Origin of the sequence: Bacillus sp. FSL E2-8887 (genome assembly GCF_038007205.1) — a bacterium.
GTDB lineage: Bacteria > Bacillota > Bacilli > Bacillales > Bacillaceae_G > Bacillus_A > Bacillus_A mycoides.
The window spans coordinates 4,978,346-4,990,896 of the sequence record NZ_JBBOWS010000001.1 but is presented as its reverse complement, the minus strand read 5'-3'; the positions used below and the strand labels follow the sequence as shown (position 1 = coordinate 4,990,896).

Below are 12,551 nucleotides of genomic sequence, written 5' to 3'. Positions count from 1 at the left end.
GTGGAACAATAAAATAAAAAGTTTGGGAATTATAGGGATTTCGTAATACAATAACATATAGAAGGGGATAGAAGGAAAAGAAAAAGTAGGGAGATTATTTTATGTTTAGAGATCTATTTGTAAATATGACAATCATTCTGTCCTTTATCTTTGTAGGTGCTCAGATTTTAAGAGATAAGCCATTAAAAGAAGGATTCTCTTTTTGGCAGAAATGTTTGGTCGGTATTTTAACTGGGATATTAAGTATATTATTGATGCATTTTGGTGTACATATTGAAGATATTATGTTGGATTTACGTTACTTGGCAGTTATTTTGGCAGTTATAATTGGGGGGCCGATAGCTAGTAGTATAACAGTTATGGTCATTTTAATAACACGGGTATTTTTTACTGAGTATTCTTTAGCCTCTGAATTGGCTTGCTATACTATCGTGGCAATAGGGATTGGAGTTACCCTTATTTGGCGGATGAAGATTTCTATATTTACAAAATGGATATGGTTTAATGTATACAGTTTATCTATTTTAATACTACCACTTTATATTTTGTTTAAGGATCTATATGTAGTGGCATTATATTTAGTTTGTTGTATTGTAGCGGCATACATCACATTTGTGAGTGCAAGTTACGTGTTGCAATCGAATGAATTATTTCAAACGATGAAGCATTATGCAACGATAGATGCATTAACGAATCTAGGAAATGTAAGGCAGTTTGATTTAGAGATGAATCGCCATATTGGTAACAAGTATATGAAAAATGATTCACTTTGTTTATTACTTATCGATATTGATCACTTTAAGTATGTAAATGATACGTACGGCCATCCTGCTGGAGATGAAGTGTTAAAACAAGTAGGGCGTATTTTGTTAGAGAATGCACCATTCCAAAATTTAGTCTTTCGAAAGGGTGGCGAAGAGTTTGCTCTGTTGTTACCAAAAAAGAGAGTAGCATTTGGAACTCGTATAGGGGAACAAATTCGACTAGCTGTTGAAAAGCATTCATTTCAACTGCAAAATGGGGAAAAAATTAAAATTACAGTTTCTGTTGGGCTTTCAGAATATAAAAAATCACCTGAGCAATTTATTCAATCAGCGGATGATGCGTTATATTATTCAAAAAGAAATGGTAGAAACAAGGTTAGTTCAGCATCATAGGAATTTGGGGAGTACTTTAAAAGATTTCTGTAAAGTAATTAAAACCGACAGAACAATAAATGTTCTGTCGGTTTTAATCTATTTTTAAATTTATTAATAAAAAGCTTTATGTTAGACAAGTTCTTTCGGTGCAACGAATTTGCGGTATGCACCGTGATGTGTTGGTCCTACATATTCGTTAATCTTAAATGAATGACGAATTGCAGCTGTGATGAATTCTTTCGCAGTTTTTACTGCTTCTTTCACCGTTTTTCCTTTTGCAAGTTCTGCTGTAATTGCAGCAGAATATGTACAACCTGCACCGTGTGTATTTGTCGTATCAATCTTTTCTGATTCTAGAAGATCGAATGTTTCTCCGTCATATAATACATCAATAGCAGTTTCTGTGCCTAGTTTGCTACCACCTTTAATCAGTACGTATTTAGCACCTAAAGCATGGATTTTTTTTGCAGCTTCTTTCATGTCCTCAAGAGAATTAATTTTCACACCACTTAATTGATATGCTTCAAATAAGTTTGGCGTTACGACTAATGCCTTTGGAACAAGAACGTCACGTAAGCAGTCATTTGTTTCAGGATGTAACGCTTCATCCGCTCCCTTACATACCATAACAGGATCAACTACTACATTTTCGAAATTGTGCTTTTCAATTGTTTCCGCAACCATTTCGATAATTTCTACTGATCCAAGCATACCCGTTTTTAAAGCATCTACACCAACGCCTTCAATTGTCGTTTCTAATTGTGGTTTTAATGTAGAAGCTGGGATTGGGAATACGTTATGTGCCCAACCGTTATGTGGATCCATCGTTACGATTGTCGTAAGAGATGTCATTCCGTATACACCAAGTTCTTGGAATGTTTTTAAATCTGCTTGTATACCAGCACCGCCACTTGTGTCAGAACCAGCGATAGTAAGTGCCTTATTCAATGTCATTATGAAAGCCCCCTCAAGTGATATAATGAAAACTATGTTTTCACCATTATATCAATGTTACGAATAAGTACAAAGTGAAAAGTAGATGATTTATGTTAAGTACTATTTAAAATCTTGTATGTAGGAGACGAATTATGTTTCAAGAGAATCGTACAAATGAATTAGTTATATTAAAAGAGATTGCAGAAACGTTGAATACCTCAAATGATACATATCACGTACTTCAAGCTGTGCTGGAAAAGCTGTTGAATGTAACTGGTTTAACGACAGGATGGATTTTCCTTGCGGATGAAAATGGTAGATATACAAAATTAATTGATTACCAATTACCAGAGGGATTGAAATTCGAAAATAAACGACCGATGTGTGAGGGGAATTGCTGGTGCTTACACCGCTTTGTGGAAGGAAAACTAGAGCGAGCAGTTAATATTATTGAATGTAAGAGAATTAATAATGCGATTGAATACAACTGGGGAGATACAGAAGGGATTGTACATCATGCGACAGTACCGCTAAAAGCGGGAGAAGATGAATTTGGCGTGTTAAATGTAGCTAGCCCAGGTAAAACGCATTTTTCGGAAGAAGAATTAGTACTATTACAATCAGTTGCCTTTCAAATTGGAACGGCATTAAAGCGTACAAAACTGTATGAAAATGAAAAGAGAAGAGCTCATTATTATGTAAAGTTAGAACGCTTTATTCAAGCTTTAAGGACAATTCATAAATTTAATGCATTACCAGAAGAGATTGTAATGCAAATAGGGAGCTTATTTCTATGGGAGCAAGTTGTATTCTTTATTAGAGAAGAAAATGAACTAGCTGTGAGAGCTTCTTATAAGAAAGGTGAACTACAAGATGATTTGAGGGCAGCAGCACAGGAAGCGTTGGAAAAAGAAGAGTCTGTCTTGTCAAAGCGTCAGGTTGGGAATATAGAGCATCCCAATAGGGCAGTTATCGCTATTCCGATACATATTCAAAATCATATATTTGGAGTATTAAGTGTAAGTTCTAATAATGGAGAATTTGATATAAATACGATAGATGTAGTACAAGCGTTAGCAAATCATATTTCATTAATGATAGAGAACTTAAGATTAAATGAAAAACGCCGCGAACTTGTACGAATGGAAGAGCGTAATCGTTTAGCTAGAGATTTACATGATTCTGTTTCACAAAAGTTGTTTTCATTAACGTTTATGACGAAAGGCGCTGAAGCTGTCTTAAAGGGTCAAAATGAAAAGGTAGATCAGTCTTTGTATGAGATGCGTGAATTAGCACAAGGTGCCTTAAAAGAAATGAGGACATTAATTTGGCAGCTCCGTCCGGCTGGATTAGAGAAAGGGTTATTACCAGCTTTAAAGCAATATGGTGAAAGTTTAGGATTGAAAATTCGGGAACAAGTTACAGGTGTACGTGATTTGCCGCGTGTAGTAGAAGAAGCGCTATGGCGAATTGGACAAGAAGCTTTAAATAACGTAAGTAAGCATGCGAATGTAAGAGAAGCGACGATTTATTTCAAAGTGACGGAGAAAAATGTATTATTAGAAATAGTCGATCAAGGAAATGGGTTTGTAGAAAAGGATATAAAAGAGAAGAAATCACTCGGTATGACTACGATGCGTGAAAGAGTAGAATTAGTTGGTGGAACAATTAAAATTGTAAGTAGTAAGAAACGAACGAGTATAAAAGTAAATGTACCATTATGATGTGAAAATGAGGGAAGTTTGTGAAAATAAAAGTATTGTTAGTTGATGATCATACAGTTGTTTTAAAAGGATTAGCATTTTTTCTAAGCACACAGGAAGATTTTGAATTAGTTGGTGAAGCAAATAATGGGAAAGAGGCGCTAGTGAAAGTAGGCGAAACAAGTCCAGATGTCGTATTAATGGATTTATATATGCCTGAGATGGATGGAATTGAGGCAACAGCTTGTATTAAAAAAGAATATCCAAACGTGAAAGTAATTGTATTGACTAGTTTCTCTGATCAAGCTCATGTATTGCCGGCACTAAAAGCTGGGGCGAGCGGTTATATTTTAAAAGATATCGAACCAGATCAGCTTGTTGAAGCTATTCGAAGCGCGTATAAAGGTAATATTCAATTACATCCAGATATAGCAAATGCCCTTCTTTCTCAAACATTACCACAGGAAGAGAAAGAAGAAGAACCTTCCGTTCAAGTGGATGTATTAACAGCGAGAGAAAATGAAGTATTGCAGTTATTGGCGAAAGGGATGAGTAATAAAGAAATTGCTTCTGTTTTAGTTATTACAGAAAAAACGGTAAAAGCTCATATGAGTAGTATTTTGAGTAAGTTACATTTATCCGATCGCACACAAGCAGCATTATATGCAGTGAAAAATGGAATCGTATAAGACAAAAGTCGTAAGACCTAGTTCGCCTTTAGAAGGTGGACTTTTTTTATGGAAAAATACGTCTATGTGAGGACGTAATTGTTTTGATATAAAGATAAAATGTATTTGTAAGCAACAATAATTATAAGGGAGTACCCTTTTTCGTAAGTGATATATAACAACATAAGAGTGAGTAGTAGGAGGAAAAACAATGGCAACAGTTTTATTTGTAAAAGCAAACAACCGCCCAGCGGAACAAGCAGTTAGTGTGAAATTATACGAGGCCTTTTTAGCAAACTATAAAGAAGCGCATCCAAATGATACAGTGGTAGAACTTGATTTATATAAAGAAGAATTACCATATGTAGGCGTAGATATGATTAATGGTACATTCAAAGCGGGTAGAGGATTTGATTTAACAGAAGAAGAAGCAAAAGTGGTAGCAGTTGCTGATAAGTATTTAAATCAATTCTTAGAAGCTGATAAAGTAGTTTTCGGTTTCCCATTATGGAACTTAACGATTCCGGCCGTATTACACACGTATATTGATTATTTAAACCGTGCTGGTAAAACGTTTAAATATACACCAGAAGGTCCAGTTGGGCTTATTGGAGATAAGAAGATTGCATTATTAAATGCACGCGGCGGCGTATATTCTGAAGGACCAGCAGCTGAAATGGAAATGGCTGTTAAATACGTAGCAAGCATGATGGGCTTCTTCGGTGCAACAAACATGGAAACGGTAATTATCGAGGGACATAACCAATTCCCAGATAAAGCAGAAGAAATCATTACTGCAGGTCTTGAAGAAGCAGCTAAAGTAGCAAGCAAATTTTAATTAAAATTATAATCGCCACTCAAAAAAACAGCATTAACTTTTATGTTAATGCTGTTTTTTTATATTTTTAGCTCGTCAGCAAGTTTTTCTAATTGATTTCGATCTTGTATATAATATGTTCGGCCTTCTTTTTTTAAATAGTTTTGCTGGCAAAACTGGTTTAATACATATAAAAGATGGCGGTAACTGACGTTTAAGTATTCTGAGGCCTCAGTATGTTTTTCGGTATAGCAACTATTTTGTTCCGTTAATAGAATGAACGCAGCTAATCGGTTTTCAAATGGATAACTATAGTTTTTGGCGTAATTTTCTGTTCGGATAATTGTTTTTTCTCCAATAAATTTGCATAGTTTCTGTAGAAAGGTAGCATCTTGCAATAAAAGATGCTGACAATCTTTAAGAGGAAGCGCTAAGCAAATACAATCTTCAATCACCTCAACCGCTTTCGTAACAGATTCTACGCCAATTAATCCTAATTCTCCAATGAATGAAGGTGCTTGAATAAAATTAATTAAAGAGACTTTCCCATTTTTATGGCTCATATATATTTTTGCTTTCCCGGAAATTAAGTAATAGAGATAAGGGAGGTCGACTCCCTCCTTACATATCATCTCTTTCTTTTGAAAAGAATGTAGTTCTACATATGGTAAGACATGAAAGGAAAAAAGAGTATGGAATTGATGAATTTGCATGTGTTGATAAATTTCTTTCTCATTTTTACTGATTTTCATATTTTCACCCCTGTTTGTAGTATGAGATATCTCCTATTATTTTTACAAGGAAGAATGATACGATTTATGTAAATTTGTTTTTGTAGAAAAGAGAGTGTGAGGGGTTTATGAAAAAATATAAAACATTGCTATTTGATGTAGATGATACATTGTTAGATTTTCAGAAGGCGGAGAAAGTGGCGTTACGTATGCTCTTTGAAGAGAAAGGGATTCCTTTAACTAGCGAGGTTGAAGCGCAGTATAAAAAAATTAATAAAAGCCTTTGGGATGCTTTTGAAGAAGGTGAAATAAACCGTGATGAAGTCGTAAATACACGATTTTCGATTTTGTTTAAAGAGTACGGGGAAGAAGTAGATGGGATATTATTCGAAAATAATTATCGTAGCTACTTAGAAGAAGGAAACCAACTTATGCAAGGTGCATTTGAATTTATAAATCAAATTCAAAATGAGTATGATTTATATATAGTGACAAACGGTATTTCTAAGACGCAAGATAAACGTTTACGTAATGCAGGATTACATTCATTGTTTAAAGATATTTTTGTTTCTGAAGATACGGGATTCCAAAAGCCGATGGAAGAGTATTTTGATTATGTTTTTGAAAGGATTCCTAATTTCGCTTTTGAAGAAGGGCTCATTATTGGGGATTCGTTAAGTGCCGATATTAAAGGTGGATATGTAGCGGGAATTGATACTTGTTGGTTTAATTCAGAAAAGAAACCAAATAATAGCGAGATTGTGCCAACATATGAAGTGCATAGTTTTGAAGCGTTATACGCGCTATTAAAGCAGCATGTGTAATAAAGTGAAACTTTAATCAGTGTGGATTTTGGCCATCCCCCACTGATTATTAGCCTTCACCAATCGGGCAGTTACGGGCAGTTATCTCCCACCCAACTCCCTCGCACTTGCCGGATTTTGAGGTGGGAGTCTTACTGCTCGCAAATAGCGGGATAAAAACAGGCAGTGGAACTTTTGTCCCTACTGCCTGTATGTATTAGTTTGTAGCTTCATTGTTTTTAGGAAGCGGAAATGCATTCCCAATCGCTGCTGCCCCGAGCATCGGTAATAATAAATTGAGCGGGAAAAACATGAGTAATAGTAATGTTATAGCTATTGGTTTTCTTAATGCATAGCTTGAAATAGCTGTCGTGACGATGGCTACAGAAGCTATTGGATCTATAGGGATAATAGAAGCTATAGCATATCCGATACTTGATCCAGCAAATATAATTGGGAAAATATGTCCGCCGCGCCAACCCGTATTTAAACAAACGGCAGTAATACATAATTTTAAAATTCCTGAAAGAAGTAGTACCCAGAAGGATAAATGGCTCCATTCAACGACTAAATCTTTTAATTGATGTTCCCCTGAGAATAACGTGTAAGGAAGGAAAGTTCCTGTAATTCCTAATAAAATACCGCCTATAATTCCAAGTGATACCTTGTATTCTTTGAAGGGGTGGATTAATTTCTCTAATGTGAATTCTAATTTGAAATAAAAGAAACCAACTATAGCACCAATGCTAGCAAGTGGTAGAAAGGCGATCCATTCATTAAGAGCAAGAGACCCTTCCCCAAAATCAACAATAAAGGATCCACGATTATCGAGTTTACTAAGCAATAAGTAAACGGAAAAACCGGCAAAAGTGGTAGCTAAATATACAATTGCTTTTTTTCCTTTCGAAAATTCATTAATTTGTTCACCCTCATTTTCATTCGGAGCTAAGTAACCGAATAATGGTGCATTAAAAATTACACTTAAAGTAGCACCAATTCCAACCTCTGTTAGTTCATTCATTCCCTTTAAAGCAAAATTAAAGCGATCTCCTACCCATGTACAAAGTCCACCGATAATTCCAACAAGTGCTGCTTCTGGGCCTAAACTAGCTCCAAATATTAAAACGATAATCGCAGTTAAAGTAGCTTTATGTACAAAACTGTATTCGATTCTACCTGTTTTTTTATATTCAGCCATCACTTCGGGCATAAGACGTGGATATGTACCGAAGTATTTTTGTGTTAAACCAACGAGGATACCACCGATGATTGTTACACAAATGGTGTAATAAGGCGGAGAAGAGAAAATAGTAGGTAAGTATCCCCAAATAAAGTGAATTCCGATATTTATTGTAACTAAAAATAACCAGACTGTAGCTCCTACTATAGAGCCTAAAAGAATGCCATATAGGACGAGTATATAGTGCATGTCCTTTTTATTTGTCATGTTGTACCTCCGTTATGTAAATTTTCATGTAGAAAGGATTAAATATGCTAGTGTGAAATGAATTGAATATATATAGTATCTTTTTGAGGGTTTGGCTTATTCAATATATTGAAATCTCATGAAAATTTGAAACCAACGCGGTTAAACCACTTATTTAATTTTATATATTGATCGGAGTTTTTAAAAGGTCTTTTTCAAATTAATATGGAATATATTTCTTTTGTTGTTTATATTAAATTCCTCGCATTTAATTTAGAACATTCAGAAAAACCATTTGACATCAGGAAATTATTGCTATAAAATCAACGGTAATTGCATAGTCTTATCAAGAAAAGGTGGAGGGACAGGCCCGATGAAACCTTGGCAACAGCCGTATAACGGAATTGTGCCAAATCCTGCAGGTAATAATCCTGAGAGATAAGAAAGAGCCTTAGAGCGTGTTTTCAAACTGCTCCTTTCTTGTTTTCAGGGAAGGGGCAGTTTTTTATTTTGGATAAAGTGAAACTTTAATCAGTGGGGGTTTTGTCCCTCCCCCGCTAATTATTAGCCTTCATCAATCGGGCAGTTATCTCCCACCTAACTTCCTCGCATTTGCCGAATTTGGAGGTGGGAGTCTTACTGCCCGCAAATAGCGGGATAAAAGAAAGGAGAATGAGAGATGGGAGAATCATGGGGGAAAGGAACGATTTGTGTGCAAGGTGGCTATACGCCAAAAAATGGTGAGCCGCGTGTTTTGCCACTTTATCAAAGTACAACGTATAAATACGATACGTCAGATGATTTAGCAGCACTATTTAATTTGGAGGCAGAGGGATATATATATACGCGTATTGGAAATCCTACTCTAGCCGCATTTGAGCAGAAGTTATCAGATTTAGAAGGCGGTGTAGGGGCTGTTGCAACAGCTTCTGGGCAGGCAGCCATTATGCTTGCGGTTTTAAATATTTGCAGTAGTGGAGACCATTTACTTTGTTCTTCAACTGTTTACGGAGGAACGTTTAATTTATTTGGAGTGAGTTTGCGAAAGCTGGGCATAGATGTTACGTTCTTTAATCCTAATTTAACGGCAGATGAAATTGCGGCACTTGCTAATGATAAGACAAAACTCGTTTATGCAGAGTCGTTAGGAAATCCAGCAATGAACGTTTTGAATTTCAAAGAACTTTCAGCGGCAGCAAAAGAATTAGAAGTACCTTTTATCGTTGATAATACATTGGCGACGCCTTATTTATGCCAGGCGTTTGAACATGGGGCAAATATCATTGTCCATTCTACAACGAAATATATTGATGGCCATGCAAGTTCTCTAGGTGGGATTGTAATAGATGGAGGGAACTTCGATTGGACAAATGGAAAATACCCTGAGCTTGTCGAACCTGACCCGAGTTATCATGGCGTAAGCTATGTTCAAAATTTTGGAGCAGCAGCGTATATTGTGAAAGCACGCGTTCAGTTATTAAGAGACTACGGAAACTGTATGAGCCCATTCAATGCATATATTAGCAACATTGGCCTTGAAACATTGCATTTACGAATGGAGCGTCATAGTGAAAATGCTCTCGAAGTTGCTAAGTGGCTTGCCAATCATGATCGCATTGAATGGGTGAATTATCCAGGATTAGATAGTAATGAAAATTATTCGTTAGCACAAAAGTATTTGAAAAAAGGTGCTAGTGGAGTTTTAACATTTGGTATTAAGGGCGGATTAGAAGCAGCGAAAGAATTTATCGCAAATGTAAAGCTTGCAACTCTTGTAACGCATGTAGCTGATGCAAGAACTTGTGTAATACATCCTGCTAGTACGACGCACAGACAATTAAGCGCAGAAAATCAGCGTTTAGCTGGCGTTACATCTGATTTAATCCGTTTATCGGTCGGTATAGAAGATGTTTCTGATATTATTGCAGATTTAGAAGCGGCACTAGTCGGAGGCAAACAACATGCCGATCATAATTGATAAAGATTTACCAGCTCGCAAAGTATTGCAGAAGGAAAATATTTTTGTAATGACGAAGGAGCGAGCAGTAACACAAGATATACGTGCTTTGAAAATTGCTATATTAAATTTAATGCCTACAAAACAAGAAACAGAGGCGCAATTACTTCGTTTAATTGGAAATACACCGTTGCAATTAGATGTTCATTTACTTCATATGGAATCGCATCTGTCTCGCAATGTAGCGCAGGACCATTTAACGAGCTTCTATAAAACATTCCGTGATATTGAGAATGAAAAATTTGATGGACTCATTATTACAGGAGCACCAGTTGAAACTCTTTCTTTTGAAGAAGTAGATTATTGGGAAGAGCTTGGACGTATTATGGAGTATTCAAAAACGAATGTAACATCTACGCTTCATATTTGCTGGGGGGCACAAGCTGGTTTGTATTACCACTATGGTGTGCCGAAGTATCCTCTTGCGGAAAAAATGTTTGGTGTATTTGAACATGAGGTTCGCGAGCAACATGTGAAATTGTTACAAGGGTTTGATGAAGTGTTTTTTGCTCCGCATTCTCGTCATACAGAAGTACGAGAGAGCGATATTGAAAAGGTGAAAGAATTAACGTTATTAGCCAATTCTGAAGAAGCAGGCGTTCATCTTGCTATTGGGCAAGAGGGAAGGCAAGTTTTCGCACTCGGACATAGTGAATACAGTTGTGATACGTTAAAGCAAGAATACGAACGGGACTGCCAAAAAGGATTAAATATTGATGTGCCAAAAAATTATTTTAAACATAATAATCCAAATGAGAAGCCAATTGTTAGGTGGAGGAGTCATGGGAATTTATTATTCTCTAATTGGCTGAATTATTACGTGTATCAAGAAACCCCTTATATATTGTAAATGATTGTATAACACGTGGTAGCGTTTTATTTGTAAAGATTAACCTTTATTTTTCTTAATATTCAAAATACATTGTTTTTCAGATTTTTTGTCTATATAATGGCATCTAAACACAATTTTTGAGGGGTGGATAGTATTATGAAAGAAATTCAAGTGGGGTTATTAGGTCTTGGGACAGTTGGTAGTGGTGTAGTTCGTATTATTACAGATCATCAAGAACGACTTATACACCAAGTAGGTTGTCCAGTGAAAGTAACGAAAGTATTGGTGCAAAACATTGAGAAAGAGAGAGAAGTAGACGTGCCTTCTACTCTATTAACACAAGATGTGAATGAAATTTTAGATAATCCTAATATTGATGTTGTCATTGAAGTAATGGGCGGCATTGATGATGCAAAAGCATATATTTTACAAGCTTTAAAAAGCGGGAAGCACGTTGTGACTGCAAATAAAGATTTAATGGCGTTACACGGAGCGGAACTCTTAGCGGTAGCAAAAGATAATCAGGCTGATTTATTTTACGAAGCAAGTGTAGCTGGAGGGATTCCAATTTTACGAAGCATCGTAGAAGGACTTTCTTCAGATCTTATTACGAAAGTAATGGGAATTGTAAATGGAACGACAAATTTTATTTTGACGAAAATGTCAGACGAAGGGAGAGCATATAACGACGTGTTAAAAGAAGCTCAGCAGCTTGGATTTGCAGAAGCAGATCCAACATCAGACGTAGAAGGTTTGGATGCAGCAAGAAAAATGACGATTTTGGCTACTCTCGGTTTCTCTACAAATGTAGAGCTTGGAGATGTGAAGGTAAAAGGGATTACTTCTATTACAGCAGAAGATATTGAATATAGTAAGAGCTTAGGCTATACAATTAAATTAATTGGTCTTGCAAAGCGAGATGGCGAGAAATTAGAGGTTACAGTTGAGCCAACGCTACTTCCAAATGCACACCCTCTTGCGGCAGTGCAAAATGAATATAATGCTGTGTATGTGTATGGTGAAGCGGTAGGAGAAACGATGTTTTATGGTCCGGGAGCAGGAAGCTTACCGACAGCGACAGCTGTTGTTTCTGATCTAGTTGCTGTAATGCAAAATATTAGGTTAGGTGTAACAGGAAATAGTGCTGTAGTTCCGCAATATCAAAAGGTACTAAAAGAGCCAGATGAAATTATTGTGAAAAAGTTTTTAAGACTTCATGTGAAAGACGAAATTGGTGTGTTTGCAAAAATTACATCATTGTTCTCTGAGCGCGGTGTTAGTTTTGAAAAGATTATTCAAATGCCACTTGAAGAGAAAGGGAAAGCAGAAATAGTAATTGTAACGCATCGTGCTTCTCTTGCGGATTATGAGTACATTCTACATACATTGCAATCGTATGAAGAAATAGATTGTGTGAAAGCAAATTATCGAATTGAAGGAGATGCTAAGTAGTATCTCTTCTAATAAAACGAAAAAACC

11 protein-coding genes and 1 riboswitch are annotated in these 12,551 nt (G+C 36.1%); of the genes, 8 read left to right on the top strand and 3 right to left on the bottom strand.

Annotated features, from left to right (window positions below):
- Window positions 1-101: 101 nt before the first annotated feature.
- Window positions 102-1,157: a GGDEF domain-containing protein gene (locus NSQ08_RS25750; protein WP_340779728.1), complete on the top strand. Its 1,056-nt coding sequence runs from the start codon at window positions 102-104 to the stop codon at window positions 1,155-1,157.
- A gap of 111 nt (window positions 1,158-1,268) precedes the next feature.
- Here the strand turns inward: NSQ08_RS25750 and pdxK are convergent, their stop codons facing one another.
- On the bottom strand, window positions 1,269-2,093 hold the full coding sequence (pdxK, locus tag NSQ08_RS25745; protein WP_002016397.1) for a pyridoxine/pyridoxal/pyridoxamine kinase: 825 nt from the start codon (window positions 2,091-2,093) through the stop codon (window positions 1,269-1,271).
- A 134-nt stretch (window positions 2,094-2,227) separates the two neighbouring features.
- Between pdxK and NSQ08_RS25740 the strand changes: the two genes are divergently transcribed.
- The 3 genes from NSQ08_RS25740 (at window position 2,228) to NSQ08_RS25730 (ending at window position 5,284) form a co-directional block, all read left to right on the top strand.
- A complete protein-coding gene (locus tag NSQ08_RS25740; protein WP_340779724.1) occupies window positions 2,228-3,799 on the top strand; it encodes a GAF domain-containing sensor histidine kinase in 1,572 nt (523 codons plus the stop codon).
- A 20-nt stretch (window positions 3,800-3,819) separates the two neighbouring features.
- Window positions 3,820-4,467, top strand: a complete 648-nt coding sequence (locus NSQ08_RS25735) for a response regulator (RefSeq protein WP_002016393.1) — start codon at window positions 3,820-3,822, stop codon at window positions 4,465-4,467.
- A 190-nt stretch (window positions 4,468-4,657) separates the two neighbouring features.
- On the top strand, window positions 4,658-5,284 hold the full coding sequence (locus tag NSQ08_RS25730; RefSeq protein ID WP_002184487.1) for an FMN-dependent NADH-azoreductase: 627 nt from the start codon (window positions 4,658-4,660) through the stop codon (window positions 5,282-5,284).
- A gap of 59 nt (window positions 5,285-5,343) precedes the next feature.
- On the opposite strand, the gene NSQ08_RS25725 is transcribed toward NSQ08_RS25730, so the two are convergent.
- On the bottom strand, window positions 5,344-6,015 hold the full coding sequence (locus tag NSQ08_RS25725) for a transcriptional regulator YeiL (RefSeq protein WP_061673833.1): 672 nt from the start codon (window positions 6,013-6,015) through the stop codon (window positions 5,344-5,346).
- A gap of 107 nt (window positions 6,016-6,122) precedes the next feature.
- Between NSQ08_RS25725 and NSQ08_RS25720 the strand changes: the two genes are divergently transcribed.
- Complete coding sequence (locus NSQ08_RS25720; RefSeq protein ID WP_044438384.1) at window positions 6,123-6,818, top strand: YjjG family noncanonical pyrimidine nucleotidase; 696 nt, start codon at window positions 6,123-6,125, stop codon at window positions 6,816-6,818.
- 196 nt (window positions 6,819-7,014) lie between these two features.
- On the opposite strand, the gene NSQ08_RS25715 is transcribed toward NSQ08_RS25720, so the two are convergent.
- Complete coding sequence (locus tag NSQ08_RS25715; protein ID WP_061673832.1) at window positions 7,015-8,244, bottom strand: chloride channel protein; 1,230 nt, start codon at window positions 8,242-8,244, stop codon at window positions 7,015-7,017.
- Between the two features lie 319 nt (window positions 8,245-8,563).
- A riboswitch (SAM riboswitch) is annotated at window positions 8,564-8,668 on the top strand.
- A 234-nt stretch (window positions 8,669-8,902) separates the two neighbouring features.
- On the opposite strand from NSQ08_RS25715, the gene NSQ08_RS25710 reads away from it, so the two are divergent.
- From NSQ08_RS25710 to NSQ08_RS25700, 3 genes are all read left to right on the top strand, one after another.
- Complete coding sequence (locus NSQ08_RS25710; RefSeq protein WP_002068601.1) at window positions 8,903-10,201, top strand: bifunctional O-acetylhomoserine aminocarboxypropyltransferase/cysteine synthase; 1,299 nt, start codon at window positions 8,903-8,905, stop codon at window positions 10,199-10,201.
- Window positions 10,185-11,090: a homoserine O-acetyltransferase MetA gene (metA, locus tag NSQ08_RS25705; RefSeq protein WP_002191327.1), complete on the top strand. Its 906-nt coding sequence runs from the start codon at window positions 10,185-10,187 to the stop codon at window positions 11,088-11,090. The genes NSQ08_RS25710 and metA overlap by 17 nt, the downstream gene beginning before the upstream one ends.
- 138 nt (window positions 11,091-11,228) lie before the next feature.
- On the top strand, window positions 11,229-12,524 hold the full coding sequence (locus NSQ08_RS25700; RefSeq protein WP_002184491.1) for a homoserine dehydrogenase: 1,296 nt from the start codon (window positions 11,229-11,231) through the stop codon (window positions 12,522-12,524).
- The last annotated feature ends 27 nt before the right edge of the window (window positions 12,525-12,551 follow it).